This is a genomic window from Microcoleus sp. CAWBG640 (assembly GCF_020883015.1).
Classification (GTDB): Bacteria; Cyanobacteriota; Cyanobacteriia; order Cyanobacteriales; family Microcoleaceae; genus Microcoleus; species Microcoleus anatoxicus.
Map to the genome: position 1 here is coordinate 99868 of NZ_JAHRFC010000015.1, position 18877 is coordinate 118744.

The window sequence follows — 18877 nt, forward strand, 5'->3', positions numbered from 1 at the left end:
GTCGAATTAATAATGTGCCGAAATCTAACAACAAGCTGGATTCACCCTCGCGAGATCAGGAGTTGGCTCCGAATCTGGAGCTTGTGCGGTTTAGTGGCAATTAGTTCGATCGCCCCTACTCCCGCTGTAGCACTCCCAGCAAATTCCCATGGGGATAACAGCAGCCACCTCATCGCTCAAACAGGTGTAATGGTTCGCCCCGCACTCAGCTTAGGCAGTCGGGGCTCGGAAGTGCGAGAACTGCAAGCTGCTCTGAAATTATTGGGATTTTACGATGACAATGTAGACGGGGTTTTCTCGCAAAGCACCGCCACCGCCGTGTCCAAGTTTCAGGAAACCGCGGGGGTTGCTCCCGACGGTATAGTTGGTCAAGATACTTGGAATCGATTGTTTCCTGCGACTACCGGGGCGATCGCCGGGACGATCGACAGCAACAATCCGGTAGCCGAAAATCCTCAGACTAACCCTGAGCCGACAGCAGCTAGTTTTCCGGTTTTGAAAAGAGGAATGCGGGGAACAGCAGTCAGAGATTTGCAAGAGCGACTGCGGGCCAAGGGATTTTTGCGATCGAGAGTTGACGGCGTGTTCGGCCGCGAAACCCAAGCTGCGGTCAAGGCTGCTCAGCGACAATCTCAACTAGCCGCCGATGGCATTGTTGGCTCTGCGACTTGGGCAGTTTTATGGCGATCGCCCTAAACAAATCGGGATGCTCCCTAGAGATATCTGATCGCCATCCTGAAAATGTTAAGTTTAGTAAAGAAATTGATGTTTTTCCGAAAGTCTGTGTTAGTTTAACAACATGAAGGACAAAGCCAAGCAGCACAAACAACTTGGATTAAAGATTTGGAATTAGAGTATTTGTCCTCATCGTCTCTAGTTCTCAGGCAGCCCCTGAACCCTGTAGCTGATTAGCAAAGAAAGGTTGATGTGGCGATCAGATTGGTTAATTAGCTTAAAGCGATTGTAAGAATCGAAATTTCTTAAGCAAAACTTGCGATCGGACAGTCAAACACAGAAGTCTGAATAGACTCCGCTAATAGCTAGCTCAGAGCAGAGTAGTTGCCAAAAAAGCCCACCATTAGTTTGAGCAAGCTCAAAATAACTTGAATCAATTGAAAGTACAAACCTTTGAGGGTCTGGCATCCGACGTGCTAGACCCTCAACATTTTAATTGTTAGTTGATGCTTAGTTTTCCTATCAATTCCGGTTGTATCGGAATGATTTAACCGCGAAGGCGCGAAGTACGCGAAGGAAGAGAAGAGAGAGTTTAATACAGGATGATGAAGAGTGGATTTTATTTCACCTCAGTCACCAAGGCGTTTTGTTTATTGTTCCCTGGCCACGCGATCGCCTTTTGCCTATCACAATACTGGTTATTTGTCAAATTAGGCAAATTTTGCGTTACAATTCTTAAATATTCAACTGGCATTTTTTGTCTATAAAAATGACTATTGACATTAGAAGAGCTAGTTAATCTTACGAATTCACAAAGTTTCAGGGTTAAAAATCCAAATTAGTCATAATGCCCCTGGATTGTGAAAATCGTACCACAAGCCTCAAAACAAGTAAATAGGTAAAATAATTGAGAATGATGTCAATAATTTTGGCTGTCTTTAGATTTTCTTAAGATTTGGGGTGAAAAATTAGATCGAACATTTAAAAGTAAATCCGCTGTTAGATTGCTTTTGCTTATCTAACTAACTTGAGTTGTCCCGATCGCCCTCAACTACTCAACAATATTAACTACGGTCGATCCAACTTTTCCCCTATTTGTTATAATTGAAGTTAAACGAAGTCGTTATGAGTTTGACTAAACTGCTATGACCACACAAACCGTAGAAAATCTAGTCATTATCGGCTCAGGGCCTGCGGGCTACACAGCAGCCATCTATGCTGGGAGAGCCAATCTCAAACCCGTAGTCTTTGAAGGGTATCAAATGGGAGGAGTCCCTGGCGGGCAACTGATGACTACCACAGAAGTGGAAAACTTTCCCGGCTTCCCCGAAGGTATCACCGGGCCGGAACTAATGGATCGGATGAAAGCTCAAGCCGTGCGTTGGGGTGCAGAATTATACACAGAAGATGTAACTTTTGTAGATTTTAGCCAGCGGCCGTTTACAGTGCGATCGGAAGATCGAGAAATCAAAACCCACACTATAGTAATAGCTACAGGCGCGACAGCCAAAAGACTGCACCTACCAAGCGAAGAAAAATACTGGAATTTAGGCATATCTGCCTGTGCGATTTGCGACGGAGCTACACCGATATTCAAAAACGTAGAATTAGCAGTAGTCGGTGGTGGCGACACAGCAGCAGAAGAAGGAGTTTATCTCACCAAGTATGGTTCTCACGTTCATATGTTAGTCCGTTCGTCCTCCATGCGAGCCAGCAAAGCCATGCAAGACCGGGTTTTGAACAATCCCAGAATTACCGTGCACTGGAATACTGAGCCTGTGGATGTTTACGGCAACGGCAAGCTCGAAGGGATTAGAGTCCGAAATACCGAAACAGGGACAGAAAGCAATTTGCCGGTGAATGGGTTGTTTTATGCGATCGGTCATACTCCCAATACAGGTTTATTCCAAGGTCAACTAGAACTGGACAAAATCGGCTACATTAGGCCGAAACATGGCTCGGTAGAAACCAGCGTTGAGGGAGTTTACGCCGTTGGGGATGTCCAAGACCATGAGTTTCGGCAAGCTATCACCGCCGCCGGTAGTGGTTGTATGGGTGCGATGTTGGCAGAAAGGTGGCTTTCGGCTAAGGGCTTAACTCAGGAATTTCATCAAACTGAGTCGTCATTGGAGACTCCTGCACCTGTAGCGGAAACTCCCAGAGTGCGGGAAACTAGCGAGAATTTTGATATCAAACAGACGCGACACGAAGGAGCTTATGCTTTGCGGAAGTTGTTCCATGATAGCGATCGACTGATTGTAGTGAAATATGCTTCTCCTAGTTGTGGGCCTTGTCACAGTCTCAAGCCGATTTTGAACAAAGTCGTAGATGAGTTTGATGGCAAAATTCACTACGTGGAAATTGATATTGAAGAAGATCCAGAAATTGCGGAAAATGCTGGTGTGGTGGGAACACCGACGATTCAGTATTTTAAGGATAAGGCTCTGGTGACGGAGCTCAAAGGAGTGAAGCCAAAAAGCCAGTACCGTGAGTTAATTGCCAGTAATTTGTAGGTTTTGCTGCTTCTGTTTTGGGTCTTTTCTCAAGGCTGTGTTGAACGCCTCATATCCAATCCGGTAGCATCTGAATTATTCAGATACACTCTCGGACTCTGTGTCCTCTGTGTTCTCTGCGGTTAAATCATTCCGATCTAACTGGAAACGATATTACGGCATCAAAGGTTTAATCATATCAATTCCGGTTGTATCGAAATGATTTAACCGCGAAGGCGCGAAGGACGCAAAGGAAGAGAAGAGAGAGTTTAATACAGGAGGATGAAGAGAGGATTTTATATCACACCCGCCAACCCGCTACTGTCAACAGATTTGGAAGGTGCTCAACGCCTTACGGCATCAAAGGTTTAATCACTAGCCTTGTGAGCGCCACCAATACGCTCGATCGCCTGGTGCTCAACGCCTTACGGCATCAAAGGTTTAATCACCTGTGGGGGGTGCGACGCGGAGGAAGAAATCATGTGCTCAACGCCTTACGGCATCAAAGGTTTAATCACATTTGTCGGCCTGCGCTTGACAGCCCCGCCTTTTGTGTGCTCAACGCCTTACGGCATCAAAGGTTTAATCACCAGAAACAAAGACAAGACGCACTGGCCGCTCGTGTTGCGTGCTCAACGCCTTACGGCATCAAAGGTTTAATCACAAAGTTTTTCACGGGGTCTATCAGCAGCGACAAAAGTGCTCAACGCCTTACGGCATCAAAGGTTTAATCACAATTGCTTGCCAAGTTTCTTCTGGATATCCTCGCAGGTGCTCAACGCCTTACGGCATCAAAGGTTTAATCACAAAAAGGGATGCACAATGCACCCGCCGTCAAATTAACGTGCTCAACGCCTTACGGCATCAAAGGTTTAATCACGTTGAGTCCGTTGTGGAGAATCTGGAATCTCCATGTGCTCAACGCCTTACGGCATCAAAGGTTTAATCACAACTACGATCGGATCAGCGTCGATCGGCGTAGTAAGTGCTCAACGCCTTACGGCATCAAAGGTTTAATCACAGCTAAATTTGCCGACCTGATAATCAACTGTGGTGTGCTCAACGCCTTACGGCATCAAAGGTTTAATCACGCCCGCAGTTGGAGGTTTTTCCGTATCGGTTGATTGTGCTCAACGCCTTACGGCATCAAAGGTTTAATCACTGGATAAGTTCGGAGATTGACCCGCCTACGGGCTATGTGCTCAACGCCTTACGGCATCAAAGGTTTAATCACCTCAAGGCAGTGCCGATTTCATCCCCGCTTAACCGTGCTCAACGCCTTACGGCATCAAAGGTTTAATCACGGTTCGCGTTGGTGTTTCTTCTATTTCGTAAACTTGTGCTCAACGCCTTACGGCATCAAAGGTTTAATCACACCGTCATTTTCCAGCTCTCTCTCGCATTGAATAGTGCTCAACGCCTTACGGCATCAAAGGTTTAATCACAGCCTTGGTCATCCCCTGTTGGATTGCTCCAAATTGGTGCTCAACGCCTTACGGCATCAAAGGTTTAATCACTTGGTCAATCCAAGTGTTAGAAGTGTTAGAATTGTGCTCAACGCCTTACGGCATCAAAGGTTTAATCACAGCGGTTCCTGAACCCCTTATATAGCAATGCCTCCTGGCCAGTTTTGCAAGCACCCCAGCACTCAAGGCACCCGGAGATAGCAATTATGCCAAAAAAGGTCATCACCACAGACATAGAGCAACCCTCAAAAGCTTACACAGCCTAGGTTCTGTCAAAATGCAAGCACCTCCTTGCCGGTTCGAGAGGCCTCAAAGCCAATCAGGTAAAGGTTTTGAGCCTCATAAAAGTCTAGTTGAGTTCTCCACAACCAGAGGTGCTTGCATTTTTAGGAATATCATAGGATCTTCCATCAACAGGCCTAGTACCAAAACTATTTTAACGCACAATGGCTTCAACACATCAGCGATCTCAATTCTTCTCTTCATCGGAATAGGAACTTGTCTCAGATATTTCTCTGTGTTCTGGAGCGTCCTAGGTCCGGTTAAATCACGATCGCGCAACCGGAAACGAGCAGATCGACGCTATTCTATTTGAGTAGATCAGAATGTTTCCCAACTCCCAATTCCCAATTATTAATTATGGCTCAAGGCAGACTCCGACTACCGAGATTTCTCAACCTTGCGGCACCCTCAAACCTGTCAATGAAAATGATGTGGGTAGGTTTGACAATCACCGCTGCGTTTGTATTGATTGCCACCTTCAGCCCAACCCTACAGACTTGGGGATGGCTGCAAAATCCTACAGATGCCTTAATCAATCCCATCCATGAACCGCCTTCAGCAACCTATTGGTTTGGGACTACCCGCAGTGGCTATGATGTTTTTTCTCGAACGCTTTTTGCTTCTAGGGCTGCTTGGCAAGTGCTCATTCTCGCTACGGGTTTGAGTTTGTCGATCGGTGTACCCTTGGGATTGGTTAGCGGTTATTTAGGTGGCAAACTCGATCGCATCCTGTTGTTTTTAATGGATACAATTTATACTTTGCCGGGATTGCTGCTGTCTTTAACCTTAGCCTTTGTGGTGGGGAAAGGAGTTTTGAATGCTGCGATCGCCCTTAGCATTTCCTACATTCCTCAATACTACCGTGTTGTCAGAAATCACACCACCAGCATCAAAACGGAACTATTTGTTGAAGCCGCTAGAGCTATGGGGGCTGATACTTGGACAGTCCTTTCCCGCTATCTGTTTTTGAACGTGATTCAGAGCGTACCAGTGTTGTTTGCGCTCAATGCTGCCGATGCCATTTTAACCCTAGGAGGTTTAGGATTTCTCGGTTTGGGACTTCCTGAAGAAACTCCTGAATGGGGACATGATTTGCGTTTAGCCCTGGATGCACTACCTACAGGAATTTGGTGGACAGCCTTGTTTCCCGGTTTGGCAATGACTTTAATGGTAGTAGGATTGTCTTTTGTGGGAGAAGGATTGAATGAGTTTGTTAATCCTAAACTGCGGAATCAATAATCATTTTCCTCTAGCACAACCTCAAACAAACCAACACCCAGACTCCCGACTTCTTAAAAAAGTCGGGAATTTAACAGACTATTTATTAAAGAAACAGACACTATAATTCAGGATGTGAAATGAAAAATATTCCTCGTATAGAATATCTCAAAGTCCAAAATTACCGAGCTTTACATAATCTAGAACTTAAAAAAATTACTCCCTTAACCGTCTTCTTGGGACCAAATGGGAGCGGAAAATCAACTATTTTTGATGTTTTCGCTTTCCTGTCTGAATGTTTCACCGAAAGCCTAAGAAAAGCATGGGATAGACGAGGCAGATTCCGAGAATTACGTACCAGAGACAGTACAGGCTGTATCATCATTGAATTAAAGTATCGAGAAACATCAAAATCACCGTTAATCACCTATCATCTCGCCATAGATGAAGAAAACAATCGTCCTTTTATCGCTGAAGAATGGCTACAGTGGAGACGAGCAGGTCAAGGTAAACCTTTTCGCTTTTTAGATTTCAAAAAAGGCGAAGGACAAGTCATTAGTGGCGCAACTCCTGATGAAGAAGATGAAAGGATCACCGAACAACTAGCATCGTCTGAATTATTAGCAGTAAATACATTAGGACAATTTGCCAAACATCCCCGCGTCAGTGCTTTAAGGCGGTTTATTACAGGTTGGTATTTATCTTATTTAACCGCAGATAATACCCGCAGCCTTCCTGAAGCAGGTGCACAGGAAAGATTGTCCCCCACTGGTGACAATTTACCCAATGTTATTCAATATCTAAAAGAACAACATCCCCAACGGTTAGAAGAAATACTAAAAACCCTTTCTGCTCGTATTCCACGCCTGGAAAAAGTCGAGGCTCTTGTCATGCAAGATGGCAGACTTTTGTTGGAAATTAAAGATGCTCCTTTTTCTCATCCTATTTTGGCAAAATATGCCTCCGACGGTACGTTAAAACTCTTAGCTTATCTAACAGTATTGTTTGACCCCAATCCCCCGCAATTAGTTGGAATAGAAGAACCAGAAAATCATTTACATCCGCGTTTATTACCTCAAGTTGCCGAAGAATGTCGTTCTGCTTCTGCTAATACTCAATTAATGGTAACAACCCATTCTCCTTTTTTTGTGGATAGTTTAAAACCAGAAGAATTATGGGTATTATATCGAGATGAAAAAGGTTTTACTCAAGCAAAAAGAACCGCAGATATGCAGGGAGTAAAACAATTTATGGATCATGGTGCATTACTTGGTTCGCTGTGGATGGAAGATTTTTTTGAGGTAGGAAACCCCCTCAAAAATGCGGGTGCTCCTCAATCATTTAAACCTAAAAATTAAGAGGAGGTGAGCATTTTGCATTTTGAGTTTTTAGTGGAAGAAGCATCCCTAGAATCAGCTTTAACCCAGCTTTTGCCTAAAATATTGCCATCGACTGTTACATTTAAAATTCATGCTTTTAGAGGGAAAGATGATTTAATTTGTAAATTGCCTAACCGTTTGAAAGGTTATCAAGCATGGCTTCCACCTGATTGGAAAATTGTTATTTTAATAGATGAAGATCGAGAAGATTGTCTAAAATTAAAAAAGCAACTAGAAGATATATCAATATTAGCCGGATTAATTACTAAATCTTCATGTCAAAAAAATAAATCTTTTCAAGTATTAAATCGAATTGTGGTTGAAGAATTAGAAGCATGGTTTTTCGGCGATGTTGAAGCAATTTGCCAAGCTTATCCTAAAGTCTCTGCCAATTTAGCTAATCAACAACCCTATCGAGATCCTGATGCTATCAAAGGAGGCACATGGGAGGCTTTAGAAAGAGTTTTACGAAGAGCTGGATATCATCAGGGAGGATTAGAAAAATATAAAGCCTCTAGCGAAATCTCTAAATATATGAATCCTGAATCAAATCGCTCTAAAAGCTTCCAAGTCTTTTGTCAAGGTTTATTAGAAAGTATCGATAGTTCCCAGGTATAATCAACTTTACAGACAATTGCCGATCGCACTGTTGCTGAGCTAGGATCGCGATCGATGATTTAGAGGTCATGCTTTCGGAGGACAAGTAGTAAAGAAATGTAACAAAAATTCCCTCGATCGCGCCACCGCTCGATCTCTCAACCTCCTTAACCTCATCCATTAGCGAGCGATCTGTCTACTTTACCAGGCGATCGCTCTGATTCCAGATAAATGGGCAATTTTACCTAAAATTTAGGAAGCTTCTTAATCGAATCTTTACATTTTGACTGTATTTTTACAGTAACAGTGAATTTATACTGACGGAAAATTTACAATTGTGTGGATTCTGAGAGAGTGCGATCGCGTAAGTATGTGGCGAAAGTCAAAAAATCCTGGAAGAGTTGAGACCGGAGAGTGACAAGGGGAGCTAAGTATCAGTAAAATGTATCGACATAATTTTGACTATTGACGAGACAAACTTGTGTTCAACTGCTTAAATGAGAATATGACGTTAATAACTTAATGTGATTTAACGTTAAATTTTGACCCAATTTCTGAGATTTGAGCTAACTTAACAAAGAAAGCCCCTGTTGCACTACTAAACCCGCAACGCTTCATTTGGGGTAATTTTCGGTCTCTAATCCAGAGTTGCCGAGTCACAACTAAAGCTACAAGCTTTATTCGATCGCGGATTTAGAATGATTCAATTTAGGGAAACAGGGTAAAGATGGGTGCATCTATACGGATTACATTAGCCGGAATTCCGGTCAGTCAAAAACTGTCTGCTCGGTGTCTGGACGGCTACGCCGCAGTCGTTCACCCACATACTCGCCGAAAAACACGCCAATCTCAAGTTTCAAAGTTCTTGTGGGCGATTCTGAGGATTTAACCCAATCAGCCCTTAGTGCGTATTGTTAAGCTAAGCTGACAAAACTTGGGTAGTTCTGACAAAGAATGGAAAATATCTTCCAATTTTTGTGAGAAAGGCTACAATCGGAAAGGTCTTTGCAAGATCCAATACTGAACTGTTTGGTGCTTCGATCCAAAACTTTTGCGTTTTGTGCAGCAGACGGGCATCCAAGAAGGCCGCAACTAGCCGTCCAACTGCGATGTCTGGCTACCGGAGTGAAAGCAGCAGGCGAACTAAAAGTTCGACACCTGGAAAACAAAAGTTAAAGGGTTCCGTCCAAGGAAACTTGTACGGGTAAAAATTAGAAGTCCAAATTAGAAAAGTTAGTATTTCCCGAAGTGCCTTCCCTCGGCTCTGTGGTTAGAGCTTCTAGGCAAAATATCGCAGAAAGTGCGATAACAGATTGCGAAGGAAACAGCCAAGCACTCAATTCGAGGTCGCGACAATCATGTCTGCTATGGGCGAGATACTCGACAAAACTGGATAACCAGCTCAAATCTGTACAGAGATATCTCGGTTAGGTCTAACCACAGTCTAGGTTAAGAAGGTAACAACACCCTGTGGGTACATGGGGGATTCCTTACTCAGTAACTACCAGTTAAATATCTTGATTTAGCAAAGGAAGTGCTGGTAGCTTGAGAAACGTTCTTAACATTACCCAAACAAAAATCCTCCGATGATGCGAGGCTCGATCCGATCAAAATATTTCTTGTAGACAATAACTGGCAGACAAAAAATCCCACTCTTTCTGGCTGTGGGAATGTCAATACTGGCTAAGTTGTCTAAACTACAAACAGACACTATTCGACTGTTATTTATTCTTCAATTCAGGAGCATGAGGAAGGCGGCATGATCCAGGCAAACACCGTACTCGAAACCAAAATCAAACCCCAAATGGAAACTATCGAGTTGCTTCGGAACACCGAAAGCGTTCTACCTGAGAGCGAGTTGGAACTATTTATCGACGACGAAGACGATCGAGAAGATTTTCTAGATACTCAATCTGAGGAAGACGACACTAAGTCTGGCAAAGGTGCCAAAGCTCGCCGTCGAGCTCAGGCAAAGAAAAAGCACTATACTGAAGACTCTATTCGTCTTTACTTGCAAGAAATAGGTCGGATTCGGCTGTTACGAGCTGACGAAGAGATTGAACTGGCGCGGAAAATTGCCGATTTGTTGGAATTGGAGCGAGTCAGAGAACAACTCTTAGAAGATTTAGACAGAGAACCCAAAGACAATGAATGGGCGACTGCTGTCGAGATGGCGCTACCGGCATTTCGTCATCGACTCCATGTCGGACGACGCGCCAAGGAAAAAATGGTGCAATCAAACCTGCGTTTGGTGGTGTCGATCGCCAAAAAATACATGAATCGTGGCTTGTCTTTCCAAGATTTGATTCAGGAAGGTTCTCTGGGTTTAATCCGGGCTGCGGAAAAGTTTGACCACGAAAAAGGTTACAAGTTCTCAACCTACGCGACTTGGTGGATTCGTCAAGCCATTACTAGGGCCATTGCCGACCAATCCCGCACTATCCGCCTACCGGTTCACCTTTACGAAACCATTTCGCGGATCAAGAAAACTACAAAACTTCTTTCTCAAGAAATGGGTCGCAAGCCTACGGAAGAAGAAATTGCGACTAAGATGGAAATGACGATCGAGAAATTGCGCTTCATTGCTAAGTCAGCACAATTGCCGATTTCTCTAGAAACTCCGATCGGTAAAGAAGAAGATTCGCGTCTGGGAGATTTTATTGAATCCGACGGAGAAACACCGGAAGATCAAGTCTCAAAGAATTTGTTGCGGGAAGATTTAGAAAGCGTTTTAGATACCCTCAGCCCGCGCGAGCGAGATGTATTGCGACTGCGGTACGGCTTAGATGACGGACGGATGAAGACCTTGGAGGAAATTGGTCAAATCTTTAACGTCACTCGCGAGCGGATTCGGCAAATCGAAGCGAAAGCCTTGCGGAAGTTGCGCCATCCCAACCGGAACAGCATCTTAAAAGAATATATCCGCTAGAGTATTTATCTAGCATCACCCAAAAGAGTGATTTGGATTCCAGTTGCACTCAGCGAGGATAGTTGACGGTTGACCATTGATGGTTGACCGTTGACTCTCGGCTGCGAGTGTGAAATCCTAACGAAAAAAATCTGACCAAAAATTTGGGAGCAAGACTTAAGTGGCAAATAGTTTGCTAAACTTATCTACAGTTGATTGCCCAGAGTCAGTTCCATGTTTGGCGTCAAGCGAGCGCTCAAATTGAATAAAAAAGAAGCGACCTTGATGGCAAAACACGCAGGATTTCGGCGCGTGGTATTTGTGCCAATTGCGGGCAGAAAAAAGATATGCCACTAAGCATTAGGACTTACGATTGTCCCGCTTGTGGCTTGTCGCTCGACCGCGATTTGAATGCTAGTTTAAATATTTTGAATTGGGAACCCTCGGCTTGAGGGGGATAGCTTGCTTACCTTGGGATGGCCGACCACTCAATAGCGCAGGAAGTGAACTCGAAATTGTAGCTAAAGATGGCTTTAGTTAAGTTTGGGTAAGTTTTACGAAGCAGTCTCAAATAGAACTCCCAAATTTTCTCATGCCTCAAAGGCACCAATTCAAAAATTACCAAAAAGCTGGGTCTAAAGCCCCGTCCTTATAGGACGGCTTTAATTTCTCCAGAACTGTGTTATAGTCTTTATCTTCACTCACTCGACGTAAATGTTAGTATTTGAAGCCAAGCTAGAAGGGAAAAGCGAGCAGTACGAACGGCTAGACGAAGCCATTCGTGGGGAACTCGTGACCTACATTTCTATCAGCTAAGTCAAATTAAACGAGTGCGCGTAGTTCGTCGAGCCGATGGCTACGAGGAAGCCTAAACAGTGATGTTTAGAATCACCGTGGCTTCAGCGGGCGTGAGAATGTCAAATTAAACCCCAGAAGTGTAGCAATCCTTCACCAGAAACCAATTCGATGATGACCGCAGCAGAGAAACCAATCATCGCCAGACGACCGTTCCAATTTTCTGCTCCTTCGCTAAAGCCCCAGTTCCAAGCGTTACGTTTTTGTTGTTGCATGGTATGAACTTTCTTCATTAAGTTTTGTAAGGCTTATGTAAATAAAAATAACAGGTACTTGCATAAAGTGCAAGCTTATGAAACAGAAGGTAAGACTTGGCGATCGCTAACGGGGAAATATGGCCAACTCAGTCTCAGGGTCAAAAAGGTGAATTTTATCATGGGCGATCGCCAGCCACAACTCCTCGCCCACACGGATCGATCGCTCAGGAGGAACACGTACTTGCAAGCAAAGGGCTGGTGCATCGGTGAGACTAACCCGCAAATAGGTTTCGTATCCCAAAGCTTCCACAATATCGACTTGAACCGAAAGATTTTTAGTAGCAGGAGGGTGAATGGTCAAATGTTCTGGCCGAATTCCCAAAATGAGAGATTTACCGTCATACTTTTGTAAACTTTTTGCCCAAATATCAGGTAAAGTAAAGCGAAAATGAGGGTGAGAAATTAATAACGGGGCAGTAAATTGCACCGGTAAAAAATTCATCGGCGGAGAACCAATAAACTCAGCGACAAACAAGTTAGCAGGTTTATTATAAAGCTGTAGAGGTACATCTACTTGCTGAAGTTGACCAAGATTCATAATCGCAATGCGATCGCCCATAGTCATCGCCTCAGTTTGGTCGTGAGTCACATAAATAGTTGTAGTTCCCAATTGTCGTTGCAACTGCACAATTTGCGATCGAGTTTCCCCCCTTAATTTAGCGTCCAGATTAGAAAGGGGTTCATCCATTAAAAAAACTTCAGGATTTCTAGCCATAGCCCTACCCAAAGCTACCCGCTGTTTTTGTCCTCCCGAAAGTTGTTTGGGTAAACGATTTAACAAAGGTTCTATTTGCAGCAATTGAGCCACTTTGATCACTCGTTTTCCCACAGTCTTTTCCCGTTCCGAAAAATAGCGTAAACCCTTTGGTAAATTGCGAGTAATTCCTACTAACAAATCTTCGAGTAAACGCTGAATTTGATAATTTTCAATATTAGTAATCAACCAATTTTCAATTTTATCAGTAATCTCTTCTTTATTTTTCCTTCTGCCTAGGGACTGCTGACTAAGGACTAATGACTTCTTCTCCCTTTCCGATCGCCGCAATCCAAAAGCGAGATTATCGTAAACAGTTAAGTGAGGATAGAGAGCATAATTTTGAAAGACCATGGCGATATTTCGGTCTTTAGGTGGCAAATCGTTAAGGAGCCGATCGCCTACCCAGATATTACCAGCAGTCACAGTTTCCAAACCAGCGAGCGATCGGAGCAAAGTGCTTTTTCCGCAGCCAGAAGGCCCCACTAACACCATAAATTCCCCATCTTCGACAGTGAGGTTAATGCGCCGCAAAACGCTGTTAGACCTGGATGGAGGGCTATCTGGTGAGATATTTTCTGTAGAATTTGCCTCTTTGTCCTGCTCTCCTTGGCGGAGTGGAAAGCTTTTGTAGATATTTTCTAGTACAACTTTAGCCATTGAACTATTTTCAAATTGGGAATTGGGAATTGGGAATCGGGAATTGGGAATTGCGAATTGGGAATGGGGAATGGGGAATGGGGAATGGGGAATTGGGAATTGGGAATTGGGAATTGGGAATTGGGAATTGGGAAAAACCAGAAAAGCAAAATATCTTCCTTCTTCCTTCTTCCTTCTTCCTTCTTCCTTCTTCCTTCCTTCTTCCTTCTACTGACAACTAATAACTTTGATGATTTTCTCTCCAGGATGGAGGTCAAAAACTCTCTCACCAGGAGCATCCTTGCCCCAAAAAGCAATAGCATCAGTAGCCGATCGCAGAAATCGACCAGTATTAGTTAAAAGTTTGACATCACTACCAGGAACCACCCGCAGCAAGCCAACCAAAGTATCTTTAGGTTCTGCGAAACGAAAAGCTTGGGTGCCGATTTCACCCCGGTTAGTCAGTCGGACAGAACCCGCGGGCATCCGTTTGGCCCAACCCAACTCCGAAAATAGCACCAGACTGTCATCGGGGTCGAGAGTCACACAACCCACCAAATCTTCTTGTTTTCGCAGGCGCGTGGCTTGAGAACCCTGGGCTGCGCGGCCCATAGGTGGCAGTTGTTCGTCATTGACTTCAAACCGGAGGACTCTGCCTCCGCTGGTGGCGATGGCGACTTGTTCGCCGACTTTAGTAAGACTAGCCCAGCGCAGTCGATCGTCCTCCTTGAGCTTAACAAGAGTCACACCGCGATTAGTCAAATCCGCAAATTCTGAAAGTGGTAGACGCTTAATTTTACCTTGCTCCGTCAGGGTTACTAAGTCCGTCGCTTCCGAATTTTCCGGCAACATAAAGTGTGCGACTGTGAGTTCGGACAAAGTGCGACCGGCACTTTCTTTGGTAGCCGATGGCGAAAGTAAACTGACGATGGGGGTACCTCGATCGCGCCCGCTGCTAGTGGGAATATCAGACACTTTTAGGGGATAAGCCTTACCACTGGGAGTTAAGATGACTAAATTGCGATCGGTTGTAGTCGGGGTGGCGGTGAGAATAAAATCTTCATTTTTTTCTAAAGCTTGAAGCGACTTTTCCCTACTTTTAGGACGGGATGGATCGGCCGTCGGCAGCCGCCGCACGTAATGTTTGTGAGTAAACTCAACAATAGTTTCCTCTGCCTGGGGCTGGGGAAATAGGGTGTGAGGCGCAGCTAATTCTGTGTCAGATGGGAGTGAGGATTTTTGTTTACCCGAACTTTTTGGTTGGCCGTTAGCAGCAGGTGCCGGGCCATTCACCAATTTAGTACGGCGCGGGTCTGCGTGCTTACGTTTGAGCGATCGGAATTCCTTCTTCAAAGCCTTCAAAAGTTCATGTCTGTCGCCCAAAAGCCGCTGCAATTCTTGAATTTTTACCGTCAACTCATCCAACTCAGACTGCAAATTTTGCCTTTCCAAGCCAGTCAGCCGACGCATCGGCATCGACAAAATCGCATCAGCTTGACTTTCGGTCAAATTAAGCCGAACTTGGAAATTGGCTTTAGCAGTGGTGCCATCGGGAGCATTTCGGAGAATATCGATCGCCACATCCAGATTTGTCAAAGCCAACATTAAGCCTTGGACAATGTGACAGCGACGTTGGGCAACCTCCAACTCGTAATTGTAGCGACGGGTGAGAGTCACTTCCCGAAAATGCAAAAATTCTTGCAACAATTGTCTCAGAGTTAACTGTCGCGGTTGACCGTTGACAATTGCCAGCAAAATCGCGCCAAAATTACTTTGCAAGTCAGTTTGTTGGTAAAGACGAGCTAGAACTGCTTCTGGGTTAGATTCGCGCTTGAGTTCGACCACAACTCGAATACCCTCGCGATCGCTTTCGTCCCGCAAATCAGCAATCCCATCAAGTCGGCCAGCATTTACTAAATCCGCCACCTTTTCAATCCAAGCCGCCTTATTCACCTGAAAAGGAAACTCCGTCACCACCAGCGCCGTTTTAGTGCGTATTTTGCGATTACCAGGCACTTCCTCCACCCGAACCACACCCCTGACAGCAATACTGCCTCGCCCCTTAGTGTAGGCATCAATAATGCCCTCTGTGGCAATGATTTCCCCACCAGTCGGGAAATCCGGTCCAGGAATTAGTTCCAGCAACTTCTGATCTGAGAGTTCCGGGTTTTCAGTCAATGCAATTAAACCGTCCACCACCTCGCCCAGATTGTGTGGGGGAATATTAGTTGCCATCCCCACAGCAATGCCAGTACAGCCATTGAGAAGTAAAAAAGGCAACTGGGCAGGCAAAACCGTAGGTTCCTGCTGCGAACTGTCAAAATTAGCAGTAAAATCAACAGTGGCATCACCGACCTGAGTTAGCATGGCTTCATGAGCGATCGAAGCCAGTCTGGTTTCGGTGTAGCGCATGGCAGCAGCCGGATCATTGTCCACCGAACCAAAATTGCCGTGACCCGCCAGTAAAGGATAGCGACTCGAAAACTCTTGAACCATACGCACCAAAGCGTCGTAAACCGATTGGTCGCCGTGGGGGTGATATTTTCCCAAAACATCTCCCACTACTCTGGCACACTTGCGGTAGGGGCGGTCTGGCGTCAGACCGAGTTCGTGCATCGCGTACAAAATTCGGCGGTGAACGGGTTTTAAACCGTCGCGGACATCAGGCAAAGCTCGCCCGACGATCACACTCATGGCATATTCAAGGTACGATTGCTGCATCTCGGCGTGCAAAGCCGTAGAAATTACTTGCCCGGAAAGTAGGTTGAGTTGTTTAGCCATGAGTCCTTATGTCCGTTAATTCCTGAGTGCTAGGGCAAGAGTCAAGGGGCTCGTAATGGTTGCCTATCTAAGCGTGAAAACTGTTTGTCGCTCTTGGAACTGAAAGTTCGACAAAGCCACCAATCAGGGGGATAAAAATCAACTTAACTTATGAAAAAAGAATAAGACTGCCGAAGACTGGCAACACTTGCTTTTTACCCTCCACTCTTACCCTAACCTCTATGTTGCCTTCAATGGCGCCTACCTTTTTATTTACACGATATGTGAAAACAATTTCTTTGAGTTCGCTTTTGCACAGACTGCCTCGGCTAAAATTTTTTAGTACCCCTGCATTTATTCAGCCTATCTGCCAAACCTAAAACACAAGTCAACAACTAATGCAACCATGCTGGCGTAAAACTGATTGGTTAGTATACCAACATCAGTGATACCAGCAGGACTAAACATTGCTTGATTCTAAGAGCAAGTAGGAAACCAACACTTATCAAATACGGGTTTTGCAGAGTTCCCGGCCTATGGCACTAAAAACGCTGCACGATTTGACGGGGAAAAAACCCCCGTGCCTTGTTCCTCTTTGGACTAAAACCACGAAGATGCTCAACTTCCCATAATTACTGACCTGCAACCAAGCCCTAAAAAGACTGAACTTGATAGACAAAAACTCCCACAAGCAAAACCGACCAGACCCCTTGCTAAAAAGAGGAACTACTTGAGCCTAGACAAAAAGGGAAAGTGACGCTACTTCCCCCCTCTGTCCCTTGCAATTGAAAAGTTTTGAAACTATTTAAACAACATTGCTTTCCGATCGCAAAACTCAAGTAACCAAGTTCCGTCCAGCATTAGCCAACGACGAGCCTCTAACGAACTAGCAAACCGTAGTGCGATCGCCGGCGGGCTGTGGAGTGGGAGAAAGAATCCGCGATGAGCTCAGGAGTGTGTGAAATTTACCCATCGCAAGTGGGGCAAAAAAAGCACGCCCTTGCCCAACAGATTCTGTGAAGGTGGATGTTTCCTCAAAAGCCTGCAAACAACGGGCTGGATGTCTACTTCACAACAATTATGGGAAATTGTGTAACCGACAAAAAAAAGATTCACAGTGGCTTTTTTTTTCAAAACCACTGGCGCGATACCCGTTCGCGTAATGATGCCCCAAAAGTAGCGTTGCCCGATCGAACTTTCGAGGAGGCTGAGGGGCCCCAAAGGGTATTTTCTGCTCCCGTCTCAGGATACTGAGCTTTTCACTTACCGAATACTTTTATGAAAACCGTTCTGATTGTAGAGGACGATTTAGTCAATGCTAGAGTCTTCTCTAAAATTTTAACCAAGCGGGGGGGCTTGGCTGTAAAACACACAGAAAATGTCGAGGAGGTGATGCAAATTGCCTCCAAAGGCGAAGCAGACTTGATTTTGATGGATGTGTCCCTTTCACGTAGCGTGTACCAAGGAAAAGCTGTTGATGGCATCAAAATCACCCAACTGCTAAAGGCAGACCCACAAACTGCTTCCCTGCCAATTATCCTAGTGACGGCTCATGCCATGGCAGGAGATAGAGAGACTTTTCTGGATCAGAGTGGTGCAGATGGCTATATATCCAAGCCAGTAGTAGACCATCAGCTATTTGTTGACAAAATCAAAGCACTCCTGCCCCAGGAGTAGCCACAACCAACAAAAATACCTCAAGCAAAGAGGGCAAAACAAGCAAAGTCCAAGGGCAACAGCAAGTCCGGGTTAAAAAAAAACCCCTTTATTTACCAGAGAGGGTGAGCAATTAATTTATCGCGGTTGGCTAAACCGTGAAAGCTTGCCCAGGGATAGCTGCTCCCATGCTCCCGATGAAGCTAGAAGCAAATGTCTAGACAAGTCTAGTATTTGTATAGCAGTCAGCATATATATTGATTGTTAGGCGATCGCTAAAAATCTTATCAGATAGCGCGATCGCTTTTATTTTTGGCGATCGCAAACGCAAGCGCCAAGGCGGTTATAGGTAAAGTGGAAGAAGTTCCTGATATATTGTGCTGTTTACCTGATCGCACGACCCATACCAAAACGGTACAGTTTGCAAAGACTCGTGGGGATAAAACTCAAGTTGAAATGGCCTCACTTTGGGATGGAGAAATTAGCGATCGCCCTTTCGAGAGCCGCGTAATGTTGCAGTGGATCGCGGGTTTTGCTGATGTGCTGAGCGATCGCCTCAATCAACACAAGAGTTTTAACTACTACTGAGCTTTGAATAATGAGTAGGGAAATGGTAGAGAAAAGTCTGCAAGTTGCAGACTTACTTTCTCGTTTCCATTCAATTAGTTTCCCCAACGAGTGGGGAGGACAAAAATCCTAGGGAAATTCCAAGAATAGTAAAGTCCAGTTTCCATTCAATTAGTTTCCCCAACGAGTGGGGAGATATCCGATGGGTGTTCTGGTTCAACTAGATTGAACTGAAGTTTCCATTCAACCCACATTCCGCACCCCCAACTGGCACATAGGCGGATTGAGGGGGTAAAAGTGAATCATCCGAGACCAAGCGTGAGTAAAAACACCCAAAAATCTCTGCAACGATCGCATCACGAGCGTTAGGAA

The 18877-nt window shown here is 44.9% G+C and carries 13 protein-coding genes, 1 pseudogene and 1 CRISPR repeat array; of the genes and pseudogenes, 11 read left to right on the forward strand and 3 right to left on the reverse strand.

The window, feature by feature from the left end; all coding sequences use genetic code 11:
* Positions 1 to 81: 81 nt before the first annotated feature.
* The 8 genes and pseudogenes from AAFP11_RS10575 to AAFP11_RS10610 form a co-directional block, all read left to right on the forward strand.
* On the forward strand, positions 82 to 696 hold the full coding sequence (locus AAFP11_RS10575) for a peptidoglycan-binding protein (protein WP_341737023.1): 615 nt from the start codon (positions 82 to 84) through the stop codon (positions 694 to 696).
* A 1124-nt stretch (positions 697 to 1820) separates the two neighbouring features.
* Complete coding sequence (gene trxB, locus AAFP11_RS10580; RefSeq protein ID WP_341737024.1) at positions 1821 to 3188, forward strand: thioredoxin-disulfide reductase; 1368 nt, start codon at positions 1821 to 1823, stop codon at positions 3186 to 3188.
* A gap of 319 nt (positions 3189 to 3507) precedes the next feature.
* Positions 3508 to 4753: a CRISPR direct-repeat array (repeat unit 36 nt; unit sequence GTGCTCAACGCCTTACGGCATCAAAGGTTTAATCAC).
* Between the two features lie 519 nt (positions 4754 to 5272).
* Positions 5273 to 6154 carry an ABC transporter permease gene (locus tag AAFP11_RS10585; RefSeq protein ID WP_341737025.1) on the forward strand — a complete coding sequence of 294 codons (882 nt, stop codon included), beginning with the start codon at positions 5273 to 5275 and terminating at the stop codon, positions 6152 to 6154.
* Between the two features lie 119 nt (positions 6155 to 6273).
* Entirely contained in the window at positions 6274 to 7491 is a 1218-nt protein-coding gene (locus tag AAFP11_RS10590; protein ID WP_341737026.1) for an AAA family ATPase, read from the forward strand.
* Positions 7492 to 7524: 33 nt separating this feature from the next.
* Positions 7525 to 8130, forward strand: coding sequence for a DUF4276 family protein (locus AAFP11_RS10595; protein WP_341737027.1), 606 nt, complete (start codon positions 7525 to 7527; stop codon positions 8128 to 8130).
* Positions 8131 to 8836: 706 nt separating this feature from the next.
* Complete coding sequence (locus tag AAFP11_RS10600; RefSeq protein ID WP_341737028.1) at positions 8837 to 8998, forward strand: hypothetical protein; 162 nt, start codon at positions 8837 to 8839, stop codon at positions 8996 to 8998.
* Between the two features lie 870 nt (positions 8999 to 9868).
* Positions 9869 to 11038 carry an RNA polymerase sigma factor RpoD gene (gene rpoD, locus AAFP11_RS10605; RefSeq protein ID WP_341737029.1) on the forward strand — a complete coding sequence of 390 codons (1170 nt, stop codon included), beginning with the start codon at positions 9869 to 9871 and terminating at the stop codon, positions 11036 to 11038.
* Positions 11039 to 11334: 296 nt separating this feature from the next.
* A pseudogene (locus tag AAFP11_RS10610) lies at positions 11335 to 11469 on the forward strand (zinc ribbon domain-containing protein); the annotation flags it as partial.
* 465 nt (positions 11470 to 11934) lie between these two features.
* On the opposite strand, the gene AAFP11_RS10615 reads toward AAFP11_RS10610, so the two are convergent.
* On the reverse strand, positions 11935 to 12087 hold the full coding sequence (locus AAFP11_RS10615; RefSeq protein WP_341737035.1) for a chlorophyll A-B binding protein: 153 nt from the start codon (positions 12085 to 12087) through the stop codon (positions 11935 to 11937).
* A 106-nt stretch (positions 12088 to 12193) separates the two neighbouring features.
* Complete coding sequence (locus AAFP11_RS10620; protein ID WP_341737030.1) at positions 12194 to 13543, reverse strand: ABC transporter ATP-binding protein; 1350 nt, start codon at positions 13541 to 13543, stop codon at positions 12194 to 12196.
* Between AAFP11_RS10620 and AAFP11_RS10625 the strand changes: the two genes are divergently transcribed.
* Positions 13543 to 13764 carry a hypothetical protein gene (locus AAFP11_RS10625; RefSeq protein ID WP_341737031.1) on the forward strand — a complete coding sequence of 74 codons (222 nt, stop codon included), beginning with the start codon at positions 13543 to 13545 and terminating at the stop codon, positions 13762 to 13764. The genes AAFP11_RS10620 and AAFP11_RS10625 overlap by 1 nt on opposite strands.
* On the opposite strand, the gene AAFP11_RS10630 is transcribed toward AAFP11_RS10625, so the two are convergent.
* Positions 13751 to 16303, reverse strand: coding sequence for a DNA topoisomerase (ATP-hydrolyzing) (locus tag AAFP11_RS10630; RefSeq protein WP_341737032.1), 2553 nt, complete (start codon positions 16301 to 16303; stop codon positions 13751 to 13753). The genes AAFP11_RS10625 and AAFP11_RS10630 overlap by 14 nt on opposite strands.
* A 1257-nt stretch (positions 16304 to 17560) precedes the next feature.
* Here AAFP11_RS10630 and AAFP11_RS10635 point away from each other — a divergent pair.
* Entirely contained in the window at positions 17561 to 17959 is a 399-nt protein-coding gene (locus tag AAFP11_RS10635; protein ID WP_341737033.1) for a response regulator, read from the forward strand.
* 435 nt (positions 17960 to 18394) lie between these two features.
* Positions 18395 to 18526: a hypothetical protein gene (locus tag AAFP11_RS10640; protein WP_341737034.1), complete on the forward strand. Its 132-nt coding sequence runs from the start codon at positions 18395 to 18397 to the stop codon at positions 18524 to 18526.
* The last annotated feature ends 351 nt before the right edge of the window (positions 18527 to 18877 follow it).